This window comes from Mesorhizobium sp. NZP2077, from assembly GCF_013170805.1.
Taxonomy (GTDB): domain Bacteria; phylum Pseudomonadota; class Alphaproteobacteria; order Rhizobiales; family Rhizobiaceae; genus Mesorhizobium.
This window is the reverse complement of the sequence record NZ_CP051293.1, coordinates 5824406-5843707: the sequence shown is the minus strand read 5'-3', so window position 1 is coordinate 5843707 and position 19302 is coordinate 5824406. Positions and strand designations below refer to the sequence as shown.

Annotated in this window: 18 protein-coding genes; 7 read left to right on the top strand and 11 right to left on the bottom strand. The window is 64.4% G+C overall.

Annotated features, from left to right (window positions below; translation table 11 throughout):
- Nucleotides 1-38 precede the first annotated feature (38 nt).
- A complete protein-coding gene (locus HGP13_RS29180) occupies nucleotides 39-974 on the top strand; it encodes a LysR family transcriptional regulator (RefSeq protein ID WP_172232217.1) in 936 nt (311 codons plus the stop codon).
- 10 nt (nucleotides 975-984) lie between these two features.
- Here HGP13_RS29180 and argE read toward each other — a convergent pair whose 3' ends face one another.
- Complete coding sequence (gene argE / locus HGP13_RS29175) at nucleotides 985-2151, bottom strand: acetylornithine deacetylase (protein WP_172232214.1); 1167 nt, start codon at nucleotides 2149-2151, stop codon at nucleotides 985-987.
- A 273-nt stretch (nucleotides 2152-2424) separates the two neighbouring features.
- On the opposite strand from argE, the gene HGP13_RS29170 reads away from it, so the two are divergent.
- Nucleotides 2425-4494 carry an NAD(P)-binding protein gene (locus HGP13_RS29170; RefSeq protein ID WP_172232211.1) on the top strand — a complete coding sequence of 690 codons (2070 nt, stop codon included), beginning with the start codon at nucleotides 2425-2427 and terminating at the stop codon, nucleotides 4492-4494.
- Nucleotides 4495-4569: 75 nt separating this feature from the next.
- Nucleotides 4570-5442 carry an S-formylglutathione hydrolase gene (gene fghA, locus HGP13_RS29165; protein ID WP_172232208.1) on the top strand — a complete coding sequence of 291 codons (873 nt, stop codon included), beginning with the start codon at nucleotides 4570-4572 and terminating at the stop codon, nucleotides 5440-5442.
- Between the two features lie 26 nt (nucleotides 5443-5468).
- On the opposite strand, the gene HGP13_RS29160 is transcribed toward fghA, so the two are convergent.
- From HGP13_RS29160 to HGP13_RS29135, 6 genes are all read right to left on the bottom strand, one after another.
- Complete coding sequence (locus HGP13_RS29160) at nucleotides 5469-6401, bottom strand: nucleoside hydrolase (RefSeq protein WP_172232206.1); 933 nt, start codon at nucleotides 6399-6401, stop codon at nucleotides 5469-5471.
- A gap of 11 nt (nucleotides 6402-6412) precedes the next feature.
- A complete protein-coding gene (locus HGP13_RS29155) occupies nucleotides 6413-7426 on the bottom strand; it encodes a nucleoside hydrolase (protein ID WP_172232203.1) in 1014 nt (337 codons plus the stop codon).
- A gap of 10 nt (nucleotides 7427-7436) precedes the next feature.
- Entirely contained in the window at nucleotides 7437-8423 is a 987-nt protein-coding gene (locus HGP13_RS29150) for an ABC transporter permease (RefSeq protein WP_172232199.1), read from the bottom strand.
- Nucleotides 8411-9451, bottom strand: coding sequence for an ABC transporter permease (locus HGP13_RS29145; RefSeq protein ID WP_172234887.1), 1041 nt, complete (start codon nucleotides 9449-9451; stop codon nucleotides 8411-8413). The genes HGP13_RS29150 and HGP13_RS29145 overlap by 13 nt, the downstream gene beginning before the upstream one ends.
- Nucleotides 9451-11016, bottom strand: a complete 1566-nt coding sequence (locus tag HGP13_RS29140; RefSeq protein WP_172232196.1) for an ABC transporter ATP-binding protein — start codon at nucleotides 11014-11016, stop codon at nucleotides 9451-9453. Before HGP13_RS29140 ends, HGP13_RS29145 begins: the two co-directional genes overlap by 1 nt.
- Before the next feature lie 111 nt (nucleotides 11017-11127).
- Entirely contained in the window at nucleotides 11128-12132 is a 1005-nt protein-coding gene (locus HGP13_RS29135; RefSeq protein WP_172232193.1) for a BMP family ABC transporter substrate-binding protein, read from the bottom strand.
- 256 nt (nucleotides 12133-12388) lie between these two features.
- On the opposite strand from HGP13_RS29135, the gene HGP13_RS29130 reads away from it, so the two are divergent.
- Both HGP13_RS29130 and HGP13_RS29125 read left to right on the top strand, forming a co-directional pair.
- Nucleotides 12389-12973, top strand: a complete 585-nt coding sequence (locus HGP13_RS29130) for an amino acid synthesis family protein (protein WP_172232190.1) — start codon at nucleotides 12389-12391, stop codon at nucleotides 12971-12973.
- Entirely contained in the window at nucleotides 12970-13554 is a 585-nt protein-coding gene (locus tag HGP13_RS29125; protein WP_172232187.1) for an amino acid synthesis family protein, read from the top strand. The genes HGP13_RS29130 and HGP13_RS29125 overlap by 4 nt, the downstream gene beginning before the upstream one ends.
- Nucleotides 13555-13557: 3 nt before the next feature.
- On the opposite strand, the gene HGP13_RS29120 is transcribed toward HGP13_RS29125, so the two are convergent.
- Genes HGP13_RS29120 through HGP13_RS29110 form a run of 3 tightly spaced genes read right to left on the bottom strand, consistent with a single transcriptional unit; the run spans nucleotide 13558 to nucleotide 16032 of the window.
- The gene (locus HGP13_RS29120; protein ID WP_172232184.1) at nucleotides 13558-14751 is read right to left on the bottom strand and encodes an amidohydrolase family protein; all 1194 of its coding nucleotides are present in this window, start codon (nucleotides 14749-14751) and stop codon (nucleotides 13558-13560) included.
- 41 nt (nucleotides 14752-14792) lie between these two features.
- Entirely contained in the window at nucleotides 14793-15341 is a 549-nt protein-coding gene (locus HGP13_RS29115) for a MarR family winged helix-turn-helix transcriptional regulator (RefSeq protein WP_172232181.1), read from the bottom strand.
- A gap of 46 nt (nucleotides 15342-15387) precedes the next feature.
- Complete coding sequence (locus tag HGP13_RS29110; protein ID WP_172232178.1) at nucleotides 15388-16032, bottom strand: isochorismatase family cysteine hydrolase; 645 nt, start codon at nucleotides 16030-16032, stop codon at nucleotides 15388-15390.
- Between the two features lie 233 nt (nucleotides 16033-16265).
- Here HGP13_RS29110 and HGP13_RS29105 point away from each other — a divergent pair, with 233 nt between their 5' ends.
- Nucleotides 16266-17120, top strand: coding sequence for an NAD(P)-dependent oxidoreductase (locus HGP13_RS29105; protein WP_172232175.1), 855 nt, complete (start codon nucleotides 16266-16268; stop codon nucleotides 17118-17120).
- Nucleotides 17117-17974 (top strand): SDR family oxidoreductase, encoded by an 858-nt coding sequence (locus HGP13_RS29100; protein WP_172232172.1) that lies wholly within the window; start codon nucleotides 17117-17119, stop codon nucleotides 17972-17974. Before HGP13_RS29105 ends, HGP13_RS29100 begins: the two co-directional genes overlap by 4 nt.
- On the opposite strand, the gene HGP13_RS29095 is transcribed toward HGP13_RS29100, so the two are convergent.
- The gene (locus HGP13_RS29095; RefSeq protein ID WP_172232169.1) at nucleotides 17971-19254 is read right to left on the bottom strand and encodes an FAD-binding oxidoreductase; all 1284 of its coding nucleotides are present in this window, start codon (nucleotides 19252-19254) and stop codon (nucleotides 17971-17973) included. The two genes, HGP13_RS29100 and HGP13_RS29095, sit on opposite strands and share 4 nt — an antisense overlap.
- Nucleotides 19255-19302 lie beyond the last annotated feature (48 nt).

The window sequence follows — 19302 nt, the reverse complement described above, 5'->3', positions numbered from 1 at the left end:
ACTTGATCGCAGCGCTCAAACCGGCAACATAGCTGTCCATGCCGCTACGCTTCACCCTGAGACAACTGGAATATTTCGTCGCCGTCGGAGAAGCCGGCTCCATTACCAAGGCGGCCGAGCAGGTCAATGTCTCGCCGCCTTCGATTTCGGCGTCCATCGCGCAGCTCGAAGCCGAATTCGGCGTCCAGCTTTTTGTGCGCAAGCATTCGCATGGCCTGTCGCTCACCGCCGGCGGGCGCGTTTTCCTGAAAGAGGCCGCCAGGCTGCTGGCCGACGCCGACGCTTTGCACGATATCGCCGGCGACATCGCCGAGAAGGTGCGCGGCCCGCTGGCGGTGGGATGCCTGCTGACCTTCGCGCAGATCGTCATGCCGACGCTGCGCGCGAAGTTCGAGCGCGCCTATCCCGAGGTGCGGTTCCGGCAGTTCGAGCGCAACCAGGGTCAGTTGCTCGAAATGTTGCAGCGAGGCGAAATCGACGCAGCACTGACCTACGATCTTGAGCTGTCGCAGGACACGACGTTCGAACCGCTGATGCTGGTGCCGGCCTATATCATGCTGCCGCAGGGGCACCGCTTTGCCGGCAAGGCTTCGATCACGACGGAAGAACTGGCCGACGAGCCGATGGTGCTGCTCGACCTGCCATACAGCCGCGAATATTTCCTCTCGGCCTTCCAGATGCGGGGTATCAGGCCGAACATTGCCGAGCGCACCGGCGATATTGCGGTGATGCGGTCGATGGTTGCCAACGGCTTCGGCTACGGCATCGCCAACATGCGGCCGCTGAACACGCTGGCGCCAGACGGCAAGCCGCTGGTCTTCGTGCCTCTGGCGGGGGATTTGCGGCCTTTGACCATGGGGGTTGCCTTGCCCAACGCCGAGCACCGCACCCAGACGGTGCAGGCATTCATCGATCATTGCCGCCGTTTCGTCGTCGAACAGGGCGTGTTCGGCAGCGGCAGGGTCGTGGAATAGCAACGTTGCTTCACACCGCCTGAAGCCTGTGATCGGCAAGCCGCCGCAGCAGATTGTCCAGCATGTCGTCGCAGCGGCGCATCTGTTCGACGCTGACGAATTCGTCCGGCCTGTGCCCTTGCGCCATCGAGCCCGGTCCGCACACGATGGTCGGCGTGCCGAGATCGCGGCTGAACAATCCGCCTTCGGTGCCGAAGGCAACCTTGATGGTATCGTTGGCGCCGGTCAGCGACTTCACGAAGGCCACAGCCTGCGAATTCGCCGGCGTGTCCAGCCCCGGATAGGTGTTGGTGATCTCGATGTCGATGGCCGCCTCCGGCGCGATCGCTGAAGCGGCAGCGGCAATGCGCGCCGCCGCCGCGCGCAAGCCATCGAGGATTTGGTCGGCATTGTCGGCCGCGACATTGCGGATCTCGAAGTCGAGCTGGCAGAGGTTCGGCACGATGTTGAGCGCCACGCCGGCATTCATCTTGCCGACGTGGACGGTGGTGTAGGGAATGTCGTAGTCGCCGTCGCGCGCGCCATCGCTGGCCAGCCGGTCCTGTTCCTGGCGCAGTGCGGCGACGAAGTCGCAGCCCAGATGAATGGCGTTGAGCGCCAACGGCGCCAGCGCCGAATGGCCTTCGCGTCCCCTGCAGATGGCGCGCGCCGCAAGCTTGCCCTTGTGGCCGGTCGCCACCTGCATATTGGTCGGCTCGCCGACGATGCACAGCAATGGCCGATGCGGCGCAGCCTGCAGCATGTCGATCAGGCTGCGCACGCCGATGCAGCCGATCTCCTCGTCGTAGGAAAGCGCCAGATGCAAGGGCGTTTGTAGGCTCATTTTCGAGGCCTTGAGACACGCGGCAAGCGCACAGGCGACGAAGCCCTTCATGTCGGCAGCACCACGGCCGTAAAGCCTGCCGTCGCGCGCGGTCATTTCGAAAGGCGGCAGCGTCCAGTCCTGGCCGTCGATGGGGACGACATCGGTGTGGCCGGACAGCATGACGCCGGGAGCGTCGGCCGGCCCGATGGTGGCGAAAAGGTTGGCCTTGTGGCCATCGGCGCTGCGGATGATCTGGCAGGCAATACCCTGTGCCGAAAGCAGCTCCGTCACATAGCCGATGAGGTCGAGGTTCGAAACGCGGCTCACCGTCGGAAAGGCGATCAGCTTTTCAAGGATTTGGATGCTGTCCATGCGTCTGATGTCTCGTTGACCGTGCGCGCTATCTAGCATCGCGCGATCACGCGCTTGAAGTCGCATTTGGCTCAGCCCGGATTCACCGGATGCTAATCCAGGCGGTGGGGGCTGATTAGGCGCGTCCTAATCGGCACAGAAGAAATCTGTAGTTTTCCGGCACGCGGCGCAACTTATGAGTAGGTTGACGGCATCTACCCACCGGGCAGACCGGCTTGCGCCAAAACCATCACCGCGCATGCCGCGATGCGGCGCTGGCAGGAAGGAAGCACCATGCGTGATCCACGCTACGACATTCTGTTCGAGCCGGTGAAGATCGGTCCGGTGACCGCCAAGAACCGCTTCTACCAGGTGCCGCATTGCAATGGCGGCGGCTATCGCGATCCATCCGCAGCGGCCGAGATGCGGCGCATCAAGTCGGAAGGCGGCTGGGGTGTCATCTTCACCGAGCAGACTGAGATGCACCACACCTCCGAGATCACGCCCTTCATCGAGCTCAGGCTGTGGGACGACGCCGACATCCCAGCGCTGGCGAAGATGGCCAAGGCCATGCACCAGCACGGCGCGCTGGCCGGCATCCAGCTCGCCTATTCCGGCATCAACGGCCCGAACCTCTACACCAAGGAGGTACCGCGCGGACCGTCGGCTTTGCCGATCCGTACCTTCACCAACGATCCGGTCCAGGCGCGTGCCATGGACAGAGAGGATATACGCGACCTCAGGCGCTGGCACCGCAATGCCTTCAAACGCGCCAAGCTGGCGGGCTTCGACCTGGTCTGTCTCTATGGCGCGCATGGCTTCGGCATCATCCAGCACTTCCTGTCCACCGCCACCAACCAGCGCAGCGACGAATATGGCGGTTCGCTGGAAAACCGCTCGCGGCTGATGCGCGAGCTGATCGAGGAAGGCCGCGACGCCATCGGCGATACCTGCGGCCTGACGCTGCGGCTGTCGCTGGACGAGATGATCGGCGAGCTTGGCTTCGCCAATTCCGAAGTGCGCGACATGATCGAGATGCATGCCGAACTGCCCGATCTCTGGGATCTGGCGCATGGCGCCTGGGAGGATTGCTCGGGGCCGTCGCGCTTCAAGGAGGAGGCCGCGCAGGAAAGCCTGGTCTCCGGCATCAAGTCGCTGACGTCGAAGCCGGTCGTCGGCGTCGGCCGCTTCACCTCGCCGGACGTGATGGTCAGGATGATCAAGTCCGGCACGCTCGATTTCATCGGTTGCGCCCGCCCATCGATCGCCGATCCCTTCCTGCCGAAGAAGGTGGAGGAGGGGCGGATCGAGGACATCCGCGAGTGCATCGGCTGCAACATCTGCATCACCGGCGACATGACCATGTCGATCTCGCGCTGCACGCAGAACCCGACCTTCATGGAGGAATGGCGCAAGGGTTGGCATCCCGAACGCATGCAGGCCAAGGGCGACAGCGACAGCGTGTTGATCGTCGGCGCCGGTCCGGCCGGACTGGAGGCCGCGCGCGCGCTCGGTCTGCGCGGTTATCAGGTGGCCATCGCCGAAGCCGGCACAGAACTCGGCGGCCGCGTCGCGCGCGAATGCCGCCTGCCTGGGCTCTCGGCCTGGGGCCGCGTGCGCGACTATCGCCAGTACCAGCTCAGCCAGATGTCCAACGTCGATATCTATTTCGAAAGCCGATTGTCGGCGCAGGATATCCTGGCCTTCGGTTTTCAGAACATTGCGCTTGCCACCGGCTCGACATGGCGCCGCGACGGCGTGGCGCGCGCCCATGTCGTGCCGATGCCGGTCGACCCGGCCATGCCGGTCTACACGCCGGACGACTTGATGGGCGGCAATGTGCCGACCGGCAACATCGTGCTGTTCGACGACGACCACTATTATATGGGGGGCGTCCTGGCCGAGCTGATGGCGCGCAATGGCGCCAGTGTGACGCTGGTGACGCCGTCCGCCTATGTCTCGGACTGGACCCGCAACACGCTGGAGCAGGGCGCCATCCACCGCCGTCTGGCCGAGCTCGGCGTCGAGATCGTGCTGAACCGGACGGTGACGCGCATCTTGCCGGGAGGCGTTGCCACCGCCTGCGCCTACACCGGTGCCAAACGCGACATCGCCGCTGACGCCGTGGTGCTGGTGACGTCGCGCCAACAGGACGACGAGGTCTGGCGCGACTTGAAAGCGCGGCGCGACGAATGGGCCGACAATGGCATTTGTTCGATCAAGGTCATCGGCGATGCCGAGGCGCCAGGTCCGATCGCCTGGGCGACCTATGCCGGCCACCGCTTCGCACGCGAACTGGACGAAGACGATATCGGTGATGCGCTGCCGTTCCGGCGGGAAGTGACGGCCCTGGCGGCGGAGTAGGCGGGACTTGCGCCTGGGAACCATGGTCCTTAGACAGGCGGCCTTCACGGACGTTTGCCGAAGGCGGAGAAGAACATGTCGGACCGGATGAAGACCATCTCCTCTGCCAAATCGCATGGCAGCGTGCAGGGCGTTTATTCCCATGCTTCGGAAGCCTGCTCCTGCGACATGATTTTCGCCGTCTTCGTGCCGCCGCAGGCCCGTGAAAAGCCTTGCCCTGTCGTATGGTATCTCTCCGGCCTGACCTGCACCCATGCCAATGTCATGGACAAGGGCGAGTACAGGCGCATCGCCGCCGAGCTTGGCCTGATCGTCGTCTGTCCCGACACCAGCCCGCGCGGCGCCGATATTCCCGACGAGAAGGATAATTGGCAATTCGGCAGCGGCGCCGGCTTCTATGTCGATGCGACGCAAGCGCCCTACGCAAAGAACTACCGTATGTATTCCTATGTCACCGAGGAATTGCCGGCGTTGATCGCACAGGAATTTCCGGCGGATATGACGCGCCAGGCGATCTTTGGCCACTCGATGGGCGGGCATGGCGCACTGACGATAGCGCTGAAAAATCCCGAGCGCTTCAAAAGCTGCTCGGCCTTCGCGCCGATCGTGCAGCCGAGCACTGCCGGTTGGTCGAAGCCGGCCCTCGAAAAATATCTCGGCGCGGACGAGACATCATGGCGAGGCTACGATGCCACCTTGCTCATCGAGGATGGCCACCGCTTCCCCGAGCTTTTCGTCGATCAGGGGACGTCGGACGGATTTCTCAAGGATGGGCTGAGACCCTGGCTTCTGGAAGCGGCCTGCGCCAAGGCCGGCATCCCTCTGACACTGCGCATGCAGGACGGCTACGATCACTCGTATTTCTTCATTTCGACATTCATGGATGACCATCTGCGATGGCATGCCCAAAGACTGTCTGACCCGGCCCACGGCACCGGGTCACGCTGAAGCAAGGGAATTGTCCCCGAGCGGGCCTAATCCCGCAGCAGGTCGAACATCAGCTTGAAGAAACGGTCCGCGTCGACCTCATGGGCGATACGCGCATTGTCCTTCTCGCCGCGCTCGCTCCAGAAATCGGCGACCGTCGCGCCAAAGGCATAGGTGCCTGTGAGATCGACACCGATATGGGCCGGGCGCGTGCGCACCAATGTCGGGTCGATGGCAAGCGCCAGCGCCAGGGGATCGTGCATGGCGCCGCCGACACCCATCGAGTTGCGGTGCAGCTTTTCGTAGAACAGCAGCCAGTCGTTGACGAGCTTGCCCAGCGGCGTGTCGATCGTGGCGAGCTCGGCATATTGCGGTGCCTCTATCAACACCTGCATGGTGACATCGAGGCCGACCATCAGGATCGGCACGCCGCTGTCCAGCACGATCTTCAGCGCCTCAGGATCGCAGAATGAATTGAATTCCGTCGGCGTGATGATCTCGCTCTTGCGGTAGAACACGCCGCCCATCCAGATCAATTCCTTGATCTTGGGCAGCACGTCGCGATGCTTGAGGATCATCAGGCCGATATTGGACAGCGGGCCGGTGGCGACGACCAGGATCGGTTCGGGCGCGGCACGCAACTTGTCGGCCAGGAAATCGACGGCGTGCTGGTCGACCGGCTTGATCGTCGCCTGCGGCAGATACGGCGAGCCCTCGAGGCCGCTCGGGCCGTCGGCCGTGCCGAGCACCAGCGGCCGCGCCAGCGGACGGTGACACCCTTGAGCGACAGGCACGTCGCCGGCGCCGATATATTCGAGGATGCGCAGCGCATTGGCGGTCGTCTTTTCGACCTCGGCATTGCCACAGGTCGTGGTGACGCCGAGCAGTTTTATCGCTGGTGAGCGATGCGCCATGACCAGCGCGATGGCGTCGTCGTGGCCCGGGTCGCAGTCGAACAGGATGGGAGTTGCAATGGTCATTTTATCGGTCCTCACGCCGCTTGTTCGTAGCGCGCGATGGTTTGCTTGAAGATGTTCAGGAAGCGACGGCCGTCGAGATCGGTGCAGATGCGCGTGGTCTTCGGTCCGCCGCCGGGCAGCAACTGCCGGCCGCGATGGGCGACCGTCTGTCCACGTGCGAGGCGGCCGTCGAGCACGACATCGATGAAGAGCGGTTCGGTCATCGTGGCAAGCGCCGGATCGAAGGCCAGTGCCACGGTGATCACGTCGTCCATCGGGAAGCCGACCAGGTCGAAGAACTCACGCCAGATGTCGATATAGATCGGGAAGCTGTCGGCGATCATCTCGAAGACGGGGTTCTTCCGGGCAACGGCCTGCATGTCGGCGATGTCGTCGCGCGTCAGCATCGAGGCGGCGACGCGGTTGTCCTCGCAGATGTCGAGCGGCACCAGGATCTTGTCGACGTCGGCGTTGAGCACGATGCGCGACGCCTCCGGATCGGCCCAGATGTTGTATTCCGACAGCGGCGTCATGTTGCCGGGCGTCTGGAAGTTGCCGCCAAGCACCAGCAGCCGCTTGAGCGCGCCGGTCAGGCGCGGCTCCTGCAGCAGCGCCATCGCTGCATTGGTCAGCGGCCCCGTCGTCACCAGCGTGATCTCGCCGGGATTGGCCATCACCGTCTCGATGATGAAGTCGACGGCATGTCCCGGCGTCGCCGGGCGGGAGGGAGTCGGTGCCGGTGGATTGAACTTCTTCAACCGGTCGCCGAAGCGGGCGACGAGCCGCTTTTCGAAATGGACTGGCGCTTCCATGTCGGCCTTGGAATTGCCGACGATCGGCCGCCACGCGCCGGCATGAACCGGTATGTCGTCGCGCCCGGCAAGCGTCAGCGTGTTGAGCACGACATTGGTGACCTGCTCGATCGGGCCTGCGGCACCGGTGACGGTGGTGACGCCTTCGAGCCGGACATTCGGGTTCGCCGCGGCAAACAGCACGGCCAGAATATCGTCGCCGGCAGAATCCACGTCGAGGATTATGCGTTCCATGAGAGTTCCTTCATTGCGGATTTTTGTCGACCGGGGCGCTGTTCCTGTCCACCGACAGAAGTTTCTGCATCGATGCCAGCGTCTCCTTGATGATCCTTGGCCGCGCCCGGTAGGAGAGCGCGAACAGCGCTGTCAGCGCGACGACATAGGGCACTGTCAGCACCAGATAGGACGGGAAGCCGAAGGTCTGCAGGCGCAGCGAGAAGGCATCGGCGAAGCCGAACAGCAGGCAGCCGGCCAGCACTTTCAGCGGATCGCCATTGGAGAAGATCAGGATCGCCACCGCCATGAAGCCGCGGCCCGATGACATGTTCTCGGTGAACATGGTGATGTAGCCGAGCGACAGATGCGCACCGGCCAGCCCCGCCAGCAATCCGCACAGCAGCGAGGCGATGTAGCGGACGCGGGTGATAGAGATGCCAAGCGCCTCGGCGGCCTCGGGCTTTTCGCCGACGACGCGGATATAGAGGCCGAGCCGGGTGCGGTTGTAGAACAGCACCAGCAGCGGCACCGCGATGAACGCGACATAGACGATCGGCGTGAAGCCCGAGATCAATGGCGCCCATGAGCCGAGAAGCGCCTGGGCGCCGGGTATCTGCACCTTGGGCAGGCCGACAATGCCGTGGCCGACGATCGATCCGCGCGTGCCTAAAATCGCTTTCATAAGCGAGATCGTCATGCCGCCAGCAAGGATGTTGAGCGCCAGGCCGACGACCACTTCATTGGCCCGGAACGTCACCACCAGCACGGCAAAGGCGAGCGCGAAGGCAAGCGCCGCGGCGACGCCGCAGGCGACGCCTACGAATGCCGAGCCCGTCCAGATCGAGCCGATGACGGCGAAGAAGGCGCCGGCCAGCATCTGCCCCTCGAGGCCGATGTTGAAGATGCCGGCCTTGGTGGTGAACGACCCGCCAAGCGCCACCAGGAGAATTGGCGCGGTGGTGCGCAGCGTCGCGGCGATCAGCGCGACGTTGATCAGCTTGTCTAGAATTTCCATCGCCGCTCCCCCGCCTGGCTGTCGCCGCGGCGTTTGATCAAAACCTGCGCCGAGACGCTGAGGATGATCAGCGCCTGGATCACGGTGATGATTTCGCGCGAGGCGCTGGTGTCGACCTCGAGCAGCAACGACCCACTGCGCAGCGCGCCGAAGAACAGCGCCGTGAGGATGGTGGCGACCGGCGAGCCATTGGCGAGCAGGGCGGCGATCAGCCCGTCGAAACCGAAGCCTGGAGCAAAGCCCTCCATGAACCGGTGATGCACGCCGAGCGTCTCGACGCCGCCGGCGAGGCCGCCGACGGCGCCCGAAAGCAGCAGCACGACAAAGCCCTGCCGTTTCACGTTGACGCCGCCATATTCGGCGAATTTCGGCGCTGACCCGACCATGGTCACGTCGTAGCCCCAGCTGGTGTAGCGGAACACGAGCGCCACGCCGACCGCCAGCAGCAGGCCAATCACCAGCCCCCAGTTCAGCCGCGAGAAGGAAAAAATCTCCGGCAGATAGGCTGTCGCCAGGATCGGCGGCGTCTCCGACCAGCCGCCGGGCCGCTTGAACAGGAAGATGGTGAAATAGGAGGTCAGCAGCACGGCGATGTAGTTAGACAGGATCGTCGAGACGACTTCGTTGGTGTTGTAGCGGGCGCGGAAATAGGCGGGAATGGCGACCCAGGCCGCACCCGCGACGACCGCGAGCGCCAGTGCCGCCAGCGTATGAATGCCAGCGGGCAGGGAAAAGCTGAAGCCGACCCAGGCGGCGGCAAAACCGCCGAGGAACAGCTGGCCCTCGATGCCGACATTGAACATGCCGCCGCGCAGGCCGATGCAGGCCGCGACGCCGCAGATCAGGATCGGCGTCGTCTGCAGCAGGGTGCCGGCAATCTTTTCCTGGTCGCCAAAGGCGCCGTGCAGCAACGTCATCAAGACATGCACAGGGCTTTCGCCGACCAGGAGGATGATGATCGCCCCCAGCAGCAAGGCTACGCCCACGGCGATGATCTGGCCGGAAAAGGCGCGCAAACGGTCGCTCATCATGCGGGCTCCAGCTGCGGCGTAACACCCGCCATCATCATGCCGATCCTGTCTTCGTCGGCATCGTCGCCGGCGACTTCGCCCATGATCCGTCCATTGAACATCACCAGGATGCGGTCGGCGAGCGCTGCCAGTTCATCAAGCTGCACGGAAATCAAGAGGATGGCACGGCCGGCCGCGCGCTGGCGCATGATCTCGTCATGGATGGCCTCCTGGGCGCCGATATCGACGCCGCGCGTCGGCTGATCGATCAGCAGGAAGTCGGCGCCATTGGTGAATTCGCGTGCCAGCACCACCTTCTGGATGTTGCCGCCCGACAGCCGCTTGACGGCATCGCCCGCTCCTTGCGCGCGGATATCGAAATTCTTGATCAGCGCGCCGGCATTTCCGGCAATCGCCTTCCAGTCGAGCACGCCATTGCGGCTCCACGGCGCGCGATGCTGGCGGCCCATCAGCGTGTTTGCCGCGATCGACGCATTGCGATCGACCCCGCGCACCATGCGGTCGCCCGGAACATGGGCAAGGCCCGCCTCGCGGATTGCGGCGGTGGAGAGCGTGGTGAGGTCCTGGCCCTTCAGCCGGGCTTCGCCATGGCTTGCCGGGCGCAGGCCCGAAAGCACTTCCGCCAGTTCCGTCTGCCCATTGCCAGCGACGCCCGCAATCCCCACCACCTCGCCGGAGCGGACAGTGAAACTGGCATTGCGAAGGGCCGGCAAGCGGCGATCATCACGCGCCCACAAATCCTTGACCTCAAGGATCACGGCTCCCTGCAACTGAGCGCGCGGCCGCCGGTCGAAACTGACCTCGCGGCCGACCATCATGCGCACCAGCTCGTCCTTATCGAGCTCCGATGTCGGGCGGGTCGCGACCTTGCGGCCATTGCGCAGCACCGCCACCGTGTCGGACACCTCCATCACCTCTTCCAGATGGTGCGAGATCAAGATCACCGTCATGCCCTCGGCGACAAAGCTGCGCAGCGTCTGGAACAGTTCGCGGCTCTCCTGTGGAGTCAGCACGGCGGTCGGCTCGTCCAGGATGATGGTTCGGGCGCCGCGCACCAGAACTTTCAGGATTTCGATGCGCTGCTCGATGCCGACCGAAAGCAGCCCGACGCGCTCGGTTGGATCGACATGCAGCCCGAAGCGCTTCGACAATTCGCTGGTGCGCGCGATCTGTGCAGCGTGGTCGATCAGCCCGTGTCGACGGATTTCCATGCCGAGAAACACATTGTCTGCGACCGAGAGCGAAGGCACCAGCTTGAAATGCTGGTGCACCATGCCGAGCCCCGCCTTGATGGCCGCCGCCGGGTCGGCGACCACCGTCGCCTCGCCATTCAGCCGGATCGAGCCTTCGTCCGGCTGCAGCAGGCCGAACAGGATGTTCATCAGCGTCGTCTTGCCGGCGCCATTTTCGCCGATAATGGCGTGGATTTCGCCCCGGCGCACGGCAAGATCGATGCCGTCATTGGCAATGAAGGCGCCAAAACGCTTGGTGATAGCCGTCAGCTCGACGGCCATCGCGGCAGTGTTGTGGAGGGTCGGTGACCCCGGCGCGTTCGACACCATTGCTCTCGCAGGTTGGGGCTCTCGCAGATTGCGAGCTTTCGAAGATTGGACACTGATCCGCCGCGGCGGATCAGTGTAGCGCTTTCTTGGGAGGGATGCGCTGCTGCTGGCTTATTTCGCCTTGGCGATCACGATCTTGCCGTCGAGGATGCCCTTCTTGATCTCGTCCAGCTTGGTCGTCACGTCGGCCGGGATCTTCGGCGCGATGTCGTCGCAGACCTTGAACTCGACGCCGCCAGAGGCCAGGTCGAAGGTGCGGGTGCCGGCGGTGACCTTGTTGCCGCCGACCTCGTCCTTGATCAGCGTGTAGACGGCGATGTCGCCGCGCTTCAGCATGCTGCCGAGCACATTTCCGGGGGCCGTGCCGCACATGTCGATATCGACGCCGATCGAATATTTGTCGGCGGCGGCACTCGCCTGCATCACGCCTTCGCCGGTCGGGCCGGCGACGTTGTAGACGATGTCGGAACCTTGGCCGTACAGCGCCTGGGCAAGCTCGCTGCCCTTGGCCGGGTCATCAAAGGTGCCGGCGAACACCGAGTTCACCTTCACATCGGGCGCTGCGTATTTGGCACCTTGCTCGTAGCCGCCGAGGAAGTTGCGGATCACCGGGATGTCGCGGCCGCCGACGAAGCCGATTGCCTTGCCGTCGCCGATTTTGGGAAATTCGCTGCCCTTGGCCTCGATCATGCTGGCCAGCGCACCAGCGACGAAGGAGCCCTGTTCTTCGGCGAAGTTGGCGTAGATCATCTTGGGGTTGTCGAGCACGCCATCGATGAAGACGAAGCGCTGGTCAGGGTATTCCTTGCTGACCTTCTGCAGCGAATCCACCAGCTCCCAGCCCATCACGAAGATGAGGTCGTACTGTTTGCCCTTGGCGAGGTTTTCGAACTGCTCCTCATAGTCCAAAGCGCGATTGCCGGTGTCGACCAGCTTGAGGTCGATGCCGAAATCGGTCTTGGCCTTGTTGAGGCCGTTGACGATCGAAACGCCAAAGCCCTGGGCAAAATATCCCGAGATGGCGGCCACCGAAACCTTGGCCTGTGCGGCGGCCGATCCCAACGAAACGGCCAGCATCGTGCCGGCCAGAAACAAACTCTTGAGCGCCCTTGTCATGTTATTCCCCTTCAGCTTTTTTCAGCTTTTGAAGCCACGCCTTGACCATCCCCCACATATCGCCGGAATGCTGGCAAGTTCGTTGATGGTCATATGAGTTTAGGAGCGGCTAAACAGGCTGTCAATCGTCATCCGATGCAGTTTTCTCAGGCCCGTCACCCGCGTCCTTCCACCTCTGCGCTTGACAAATATCGCGATGCATAATTGTTGATACTCTAACGAGTTTTCACGAGTGACGGGACGAAGGATACGCGCAATGCCAGCTGTGGTGGTCAGGAAATTTCTGGTCCAGGTCGAGGAGATCTTCCATGAGGGCGGGCCGCCCGCGGCACGCCCGCCCAAGCGCGGCGCCATCGTCGCCGTCATCGCCAACCCTTTTGCCGGACGCTACGTCGAGGAGATCGCCGGCTTCATGGAGGATCTGAAGCCGCTCGGCCTCGAAATGGCGCGGCGCCTGATCGATGCCTTGGGCGACGGCGTCGCCGCTGTCGAAGGCTATGGCAAGGGTGCCATCGTCGGCGCTGCCGGCGAACTTGAACACGGCGCGCTCTGGCACAATCCGGGCGGCTATGCGATGCGCGAACTTCTTGGCGACGCCAAGGCCATCGTGCCTTCGACCAAGAAGGTCGGCGGCCCCGGGACGCGCATCGACATTCCGATCACCCACATCAACGCTTCCTATGTGCGCAGCCATTTCGACGCGATCGAAATCGGCGTTGGTGACGCGCCGCGCAGCGACGAGATGGCGGTCATCCTGGCGATGACGACCGGCGCGCGCGTTCATGCGCGCGTCGGCGGTCTGGCGGCGGCCGACATTAAGGGCGAGGACGGATTGCGATGAGCGTGGAAATCCGCCGCATCATAACCGTCGTCGAGGAGACCCGGATCGAAGGCGGACGCCCCGTCGACCCGCCGACGCGGCGTGCCGCGGCGATCGCGGTGATCCGCAACCCTTATGCCGGCACGTTTGTCGAGGATCTGTCAGCGTTGAGCGCGATCGGCGAAGCGCTGGGCGACCTCCTGCCCGGGCGTGCGGTGGCTGCGCTTGGCATTGCCGGCGGTGAGGTCGAGAGTTTCGGCAAGGCAGCCGCCGTTGGCGCCGACGGCGAGCTGGAACATGCCGCCGCCATCCTTCACCCGACGCTCGGCGCTCCGTTCCGCGACGTGCTGGGCAAGGGCGCCGCGCTCATTCCCTCATCGAAGAAGCGCGGCGGTCTCGGCGTGCCGCTCGACATTCCGCTCGGCCACAAGGACGCGGCGAAGGTGCGCAGCCATTTCGACGGCATGGAGGTCCGCGTTCCCGATGCACCGCGCGCCGACGAGATCGTCGTCGCCATCGCCGTCACCGATTCCGGCAGGCCGCATCCGCGCGTCGGCGGGCTGACCAAGGACAAGATCGTCGGGGTTGACGGTGTGAGCTGACCGTCAGGCAGCCCGAACTTCCGGCACCCGCATTGCCGGCGGGGTGTTGCGGCTCCGGCCGGTCCGCACCTCGCCATCGATGACGACCATGCCGATGCCAGGCAGATTGCCGAGCGCGACGCTGTCGAGCAGCCCGTCACCGGCGCCGCCCATTGCCTGATCGATGAAGATCAGGTCGGCGGCGCGGCCGGCCTCGATGATGCCGCGGTCGGCCAGTCCGCGCACGCGCGCCGTGTTGCCGCTGGCGAGACAGAATGCCACTTCCGGCGCGATGCCGCCCAACGAAGCCAGCATGGTCAGCGTCCTCAAAATGCCGAGCGGCTGTACGCCGGATCCGGCCGGGCTGTCGGTGCCGAGGATGACGCGCGCAAGCTCGCCGCGCTGCCTTGCGAGGTCGAGCACGAACAGCCCCGTTCGCAGATTGCCATTGTGGACGATTTCAAGCGCGCGCGAGCCGTTCTCGCAGATCTGCCGGATCTCGGCCTCGGGAAGCGCCGTCGGCCCGCCGTTGACGTGGGCAACGACGTCGGCGTCGACTTCCAGCACGACATCGGCACCGATGCGGCCGGAGCCGGGCAGGGACGGGCCGCCTGTGTGGGTCATCGAGGTCATGCCGTATTTGCGCGCCCAGGCGATCATCTGCCGGCCGGTCGGACCGTCCTTGACGCCGCCAAGACCGACCTCGCCGACAAGTGTCACGCCGGCCTCGGCGAGGTATCGGAAGTCATCCTCGACCAGGCCGTGTTCCAGGATGGGCGCGCCGGCCAGGATCTTCATGCCGTTGGGGCGGAAATTGGAGAAGGTGCGCTGCGCCGCGATCGCCAGTGCCTTCAGGCCGACCAGGTCGCGCGGGCGGCCCGGCGTGTGGACCTCTCCTGCCGAAATGATCGTGGTGACGCCGCCATGCACGGTCGAATCCATCCAGCCGATCTGGTTCTGCCGTGGCGTCCAGTCGCCGGCCACCGGATGAGCATGGTTGTCGATGAGCCCCGGTGCGACCGCGCAGCCCATCGCGTCGATGATGGTCGCCGCATTGCCGCTGTCGACGTCATCAGCCTTGCCAATGCCTGTAATGCGCCCATCGGTCACGACGATGGTGTCGGCGTCGAGGATCGGCTGGCCGAGGTCGCCGCTCAGCATGAGGCCGATATTGCGGACGACGAGCGTGCTGGCAGACGACTTGGGGTCGGACGACATCGGATCTCACTTCTGCTGGTATGGAAAGGTCTGGACGCGGCCTACTTGCCGCTGTCGCCATTCGATGGATCGTCGTCATTGATGCGCTTGAGCAGGCGAAGTAGCGTCGCCTGCTCGGCGGGTGACAGCGGCGACAGGAAGCGCCGGCCGACCTCGACGCTGCGTGCGAGCCGCTCGAGCGTGTATTCGGTGCCTTTTTCGGTCAGGGCGATCATCGACAGGCGCTGGTCGGTGTCGGAGGCGCTGCGCGTGATCAGTTCGTGTTTAAGCAGCTTGCGCATGACGATGCTGATGGTTGACGGATCCATCGCCGTCAGCCGGCCGAGATGGTTCTGCGAGACTTCGCCATGTTTGAGGATCGTGGCAAGGGCTGCAAACTGGGTCGGCGAAAGATCTTCGCCGGTCATGACCTGTTGGAAACGCAGCGTTGCGCGCTGATGCGCCTTGCGGATGACGTGCGCCGGGTGCTCGTCCAACGCGTAGCCGGTCCCGGCGTATCGCTCCAGCACCTGCTCGCGCGTCAGTGGTTCCGCGTTGCCACGTTGCCGCTTCGGTGTCGTGCTTTTCTCGGATTTCGTTTCGGTCGTCAAACCGCACTCCTGTTGCCTGTCTCGGATGCCACTGGCTTTGGATCGTTCAGGCCGCGACTTCAGTCGGTTGCAGCGACGTCCCATCACGAAGGGCCGCGACGACATCAGCCGAATCGCTGACCAAGCCGAAATGCGTTGCTATGTCGTAGAGCGAGCTTTCCTGTTCGCGCGGTCCCGTCGCCGCGCAGCAATCGCTCGGCACCACCACTTCATAGCCCTGGAAAAAGGCGTCGTGGACGGTCGAACGCACGCAAATGTTGGTGACCACGCCGAAGATGACCAACTGGTCGACCTGCATGTCCTTCAGCGTTAGATCGAGGTCGGTCTGAAAGAAGGCCGAATAGCGCCGCTTGATGACATGGATCTCGTCATCGCGGGCGCCGAGGTCTTCGATGATTTCCGGTCCCCAGCTGCCCTCCACGCAATGCGGCGTGCGCTTGACCCATTCGCGCTCGCGGCGCATGCCCGGCCGGTGTGCATCATGAACCCAGATCACCGGCACGCCGCGCGCGCGCGCCGCCTCGATAACAGCCAGCTGCGGCGCCACCAGCGCCTCATATCCCGGCAGGACCATGGCCCCGCCCGGTTTGCAGAACTCGTTGACCATATCGATGACGATAATGGCTGCGCGTTGCGGATCAAGGCGCATCGCGTCATCGTGCCGATGTGAGGAAAAAACGTCCACGGCCATGGCGGACTCCTTTGTCGATCGTTGATACTCATACAAAAAACTGTCGCAGATGCCAAGTCAATCCCGTTCGAAGCAAAGCCTGATTGCCGAGGCTGCGCAAGCCGCTCCGAGACAGGCCTACATTGCTTTTTGCCACGAAATCACGTTGACAAGAAACACCGATCAGGTGTTCGATTTGTATGACCATCAATGATGTCAGATTGTCCGGACCAAGCCGGGCCGAGGGCTGAGACATGAGGACGATCGTTACCGGATCAAGTGGCCTGCTTGGCCGCCATGTCGCGGCGGCGCTGGTCGCGGCCGGACATGATGTGACGGGCATCGATACTGTGGCGCCGGGCGCGGCACCTTGGCGGCACGCCACCGCTGACCTGACGGATCTGGGGTCGACCCTGCAGCTGGTGCGAGATTGCGATGCTGTCGTGCACATCGCGGCCATTCCGCGGCCGACCGGGCGCGCCGGCGGCGAGGTGTTCAGGACCAATGTCGCGACCGCCTACAATGTCGTCGAGGCAGCCGCCTTGGCCGGCATCAGGCGCTTCGTCTATGCCTCGTCCTTCAGCGTCTTCGGCTATCCCTTCTTCGAGAAGACGGTCGTTCCGCCCTATCTGCCGGTCGACATGAACCACCCGGTTGGCGCGCAGGACCCGTACGCCCTGTCGAAATGGCTGGGTGAGGAAATCGTCGACGCGGCGGTGCGCAGAAGTGCCTTTTCGGCGGTCAGCATCCGCATGCCATGGATCCAGACCCCGCAATCCTTCTTCGCCGGCGTCGGTCCGCGCCGCGCCACGGCCGACAGCGCCCGCGACCTGTGGGCCTATCTCGACGCGCGCGATGCCGGGCAAGGCTTCCTGCGGGCGCTCGAATGGCAAGGCGACGGCCATCTTCGCGTCCTGCTCAGCGCTGCCGACACCTTCATGGAAGAGGAAACCGAAGCGCTGGTGCGCCGGGTCTATCCCGGCGTCGCCCTGTCGCGGCCGATTGCCGGTTTCGGTTCCGTGCTCGATACGATCCACGCGCGCGAAACGCTCGGCTTCGAGCCGCAGCATTCATGGCGTTCCTATCCAACGCCGGAGACCGAGGGATGAAACGGTTCGACCAGAAGAAGGTCCTTATCACCGGCGGCGCCGGCGCCATAGGCAGTGCGGCGGTCCGGCGTTTCCTCGACGAAGGCGCGCGGGTCGCCATTGTCGACCGCAACGGCGCGGCGGCGCGCGAACTGGCGCGCTCTCTCGGCGACAGCACCATCGCCATCGAAGCCGACGTCACCGACGAGACGAATGTGCGCGGTGCTGTCGAAAAGACCGTCGAGACATTTGGCGGGCTGGACGTCGTGTTCAACAATGCCGGCATTTCGGGCGCTGTCGCTCCCGTGCACGAACTGCCGGTCGAGGATTGGGACACCATCATCCGCATCAATCTGCGTGGCATCTTCCTCGTCCTGCAGGCATCGCTCCAGGCGATGATCAAGGCCGGGACCGGCGGCTCGATCGTCAATATGGGCTCATCCATGGCCGGTTGGGACGTGCTTGCGGGTGGCGCCGGCTATGTCGCCTCCAAACACGGCGTGGTCGGACTGACGCGGGTCGCGGCGCTCGATGCCGCGCCTTACGGCATACGCGTCAATGCCATCTGCCCCGGCGTGATCGAGACGACGCTCGGCGTGCCGGCTTCCGGCGCCGGCGATTTCAAGAGCAGCGTCCAGCATTTCGCCGACCGCATCCCGCTGCGCCGCATCGGCCAGCCCGACGATGTCGCGGCTGCCGTAGCCTTCCTCGCCTCGGACGAGGCAAGGCACGTCACCGGCGTCGACTGGCTGATCGACGGCGGCCAGACCTTGCAGAGCTGGGCCAACGCGCCGGCCGGCGACGCATTTCCGAAGTTAGGAGACGAAGCCGTCGCCATCCGGCGGCCGTCAGGCCGGGCAGGCTTGTCGCGTTAGATGCCGAAGCGGTCCTTCAGCCGTCCCGAAAAGATCGCGGCCTTTACCCCCAGCGGCCAGAAGCGGTGAAACCGGATTGGCTTGAGCGGCGATGTCGGCATGGGAAACGGCGACGTCTCATCGCCGCGCAGGCGCTGCGCCAAGACGGCGCCCATCGCCGAAGCCATGGCGACGCCACGGCCGTTGTAGCCAAGGCAGATCAGCACGCCGTCTTCCGGCTCGTGAATGTGCAGAAGATGGTCCTTGGTGATCGCCACCCGGCCGTTCCAGGCATACGTCCAGCGTGTTCCCGCAAGCGCCGGCCAGAGCCGCAGCGCATAGTCGGTGAGGTAGCGGATGGCGGAAGCATCGCCGATGGGTTTCATCGGCCCCCGGCCGCCCATGAGCAGGCGCCTCTCGGCGTCGATGCGGTAGTACACGGTGATGTTGCCGGCCTCGTAGAGCACGGGTCTTTCGGGGAGAATTTGGGCTGCGACCGCCGGCGCAAGCGGTTCGGTCGCTGCGATCGCACTGAACACCGGAACCAGCGATTGCTCCAGACCCGGCCACAGGGCTCCGGTATAGCCATTGGTCGCGATAAGAACCTTCTCGGCGCTGACAGCGCCGTTCGCGGTTTTGAGAAGCCATCGTCCGGCCTCCCTCTTCAGCGAAAGCACTTCGCTGCCGCCGAATACCCGCGCGTCGGCGCTCTTGGCTGCGGCTGCCAGGCCAAGTGCGTATTTCAAGGGGTGGAGGTCGCCACCGCGGGCGTCGAACATGCCGGATATGTATCTGTCCGTTCCGGTACGCCCCGCCATCGCCTGTGCGTCCAGCAGGCGGACCGGCATGCCCCGCCGTTCGCATTGCGCGGCCGTGGTCCGCACCGCGGTTTCCGGCTTCGGCCGGATGGCCGCGCGTATGGTGCCGTTCTGCCGCGCCTCGCAGGCGATCGACAGGCGCCTGATGAGGCCGAAGGTGAAATCCGGCGCGCCATAGGAGAAATCGATCATGCGCGGCCCAAGCTCGGGGCCGAACATCGCCTCGATCGTATCGGGATCGTATTTGAGGCCGGGATTGACCTGGCCGCCATTCCGGCCAGACGCGCCCCAGCCCGGCTGCTGGGCTTCGAGCACGACAACGTCGTCGCCGGCTTCCGCCAGGTGCAGGGCGGTCGAAAGGCCCGTGAAGCCACCGCCGACAATGGCGACCCTAGCTCGCTGCACGCCGGCAAGGGCAGGGTAGTTGCCGGTGCCGCCGGCCGTTTCGCGGTAGAGGCTCCGGGGCGGGCTGTTTTCGAGCATAGGGCAGGCTCTTACGACAAGGTGACTGCGAGGGGGGACCCCACGGAA

What these genes read in the sequence shown, in the direction of transcription:
- HGP13_RS29095 (WP_172232169.1), bottom strand. Translation starts at nt 19,254, where the DNA reads ATGCTCGAAAACAGCCCGCCCCGGAGCCTCTACCGCGAAACGGCCGGC.
- HGP13_RS29100 (WP_172232172.1), top strand. Translation starts at nt 17,117, where the DNA reads ATGAAACGGTTCGACCAGAAGAAGGTCCTTATCACCGGCGGCGCCGGC.
- HGP13_RS29180 (WP_172232217.1), top strand. Translation starts at nt 39, where the DNA reads ATGCCGCTACGCTTCACCCTGAGACAACTGGAATATTTCGTCGCCGTC.
- HGP13_RS29145 (WP_172234887.1), bottom strand. Translation starts at nt 9,451, where the DNA reads ATGAGCGACCGTTTGCGCGCCTTTTCCGGCCAGATCATCGCCGTGGGC.
- argE (WP_172232214.1), bottom strand. Translation starts at nt 2,151, where the DNA reads ATGGACAGCATCCAAATCCTTGAAAAGCTGATCGCCTTTCCGACGGTG.
- HGP13_RS29160 (WP_172232206.1), bottom strand. Translation starts at nt 6,401, where the DNA reads ATGACCATTGCAACTCCCATCCTGTTCGACTGCGACCCGGGCCACGAC.
- fghA (WP_172232208.1), top strand. Translation starts at nt 4,570, where the DNA reads ATGTCGGACCGGATGAAGACCATCTCCTCTGCCAAATCGCATGGCAGC.
- HGP13_RS29110 (WP_172232178.1), bottom strand. Translation starts at nt 16,032, where the DNA reads ATGGCCGTGGACGTTTTTTCCTCACATCGGCACGATGACGCGATGCGC.
- HGP13_RS29155 (WP_172232203.1), bottom strand. Translation starts at nt 7,426, where the DNA reads ATGGAACGCATAATCCTCGACGTGGATTCTGCCGGCGACGATATTCTG.
- HGP13_RS29135 (WP_172232193.1), bottom strand. Translation starts at nt 12,132, where the DNA reads ATGACAAGGGCGCTCAAGAGTTTGTTTCTGGCCGGCACGATGCTGGCC.
- HGP13_RS29130 (WP_172232190.1), top strand. Translation starts at nt 12,389, where the DNA reads ATGCCAGCTGTGGTGGTCAGGAAATTTCTGGTCCAGGTCGAGGAGATC.
- HGP13_RS29170 (WP_172232211.1), top strand. Translation starts at nt 2,425, where the DNA reads ATGCGTGATCCACGCTACGACATTCTGTTCGAGCCGGTGAAGATCGGT.
- HGP13_RS29140 (WP_172232196.1), bottom strand. Translation starts at nt 11,016, where the DNA reads ATGGTGTCGAACGCGCCGGGGTCACCGACCCTCCACAACACTGCCGCG.
- HGP13_RS29150 (WP_172232199.1), bottom strand. Translation starts at nt 8,423, where the DNA reads ATGGAAATTCTAGACAAGCTGATCAACGTCGCGCTGATCGCCGCGACG.
- HGP13_RS29120 (WP_172232184.1), bottom strand. Translation starts at nt 14,751, where the DNA reads ATGTCGTCCGACCCCAAGTCGTCTGCCAGCACGCTCGTCGTCCGCAAT.
- HGP13_RS29105 (WP_172232175.1), top strand. Translation starts at nt 16,266, where the DNA reads ATGAGGACGATCGTTACCGGATCAAGTGGCCTGCTTGGCCGCCATGTC.
- HGP13_RS29125 (WP_172232187.1), top strand. Translation starts at nt 12,970, where the DNA reads ATGAGCGTGGAAATCCGCCGCATCATAACCGTCGTCGAGGAGACCCGG.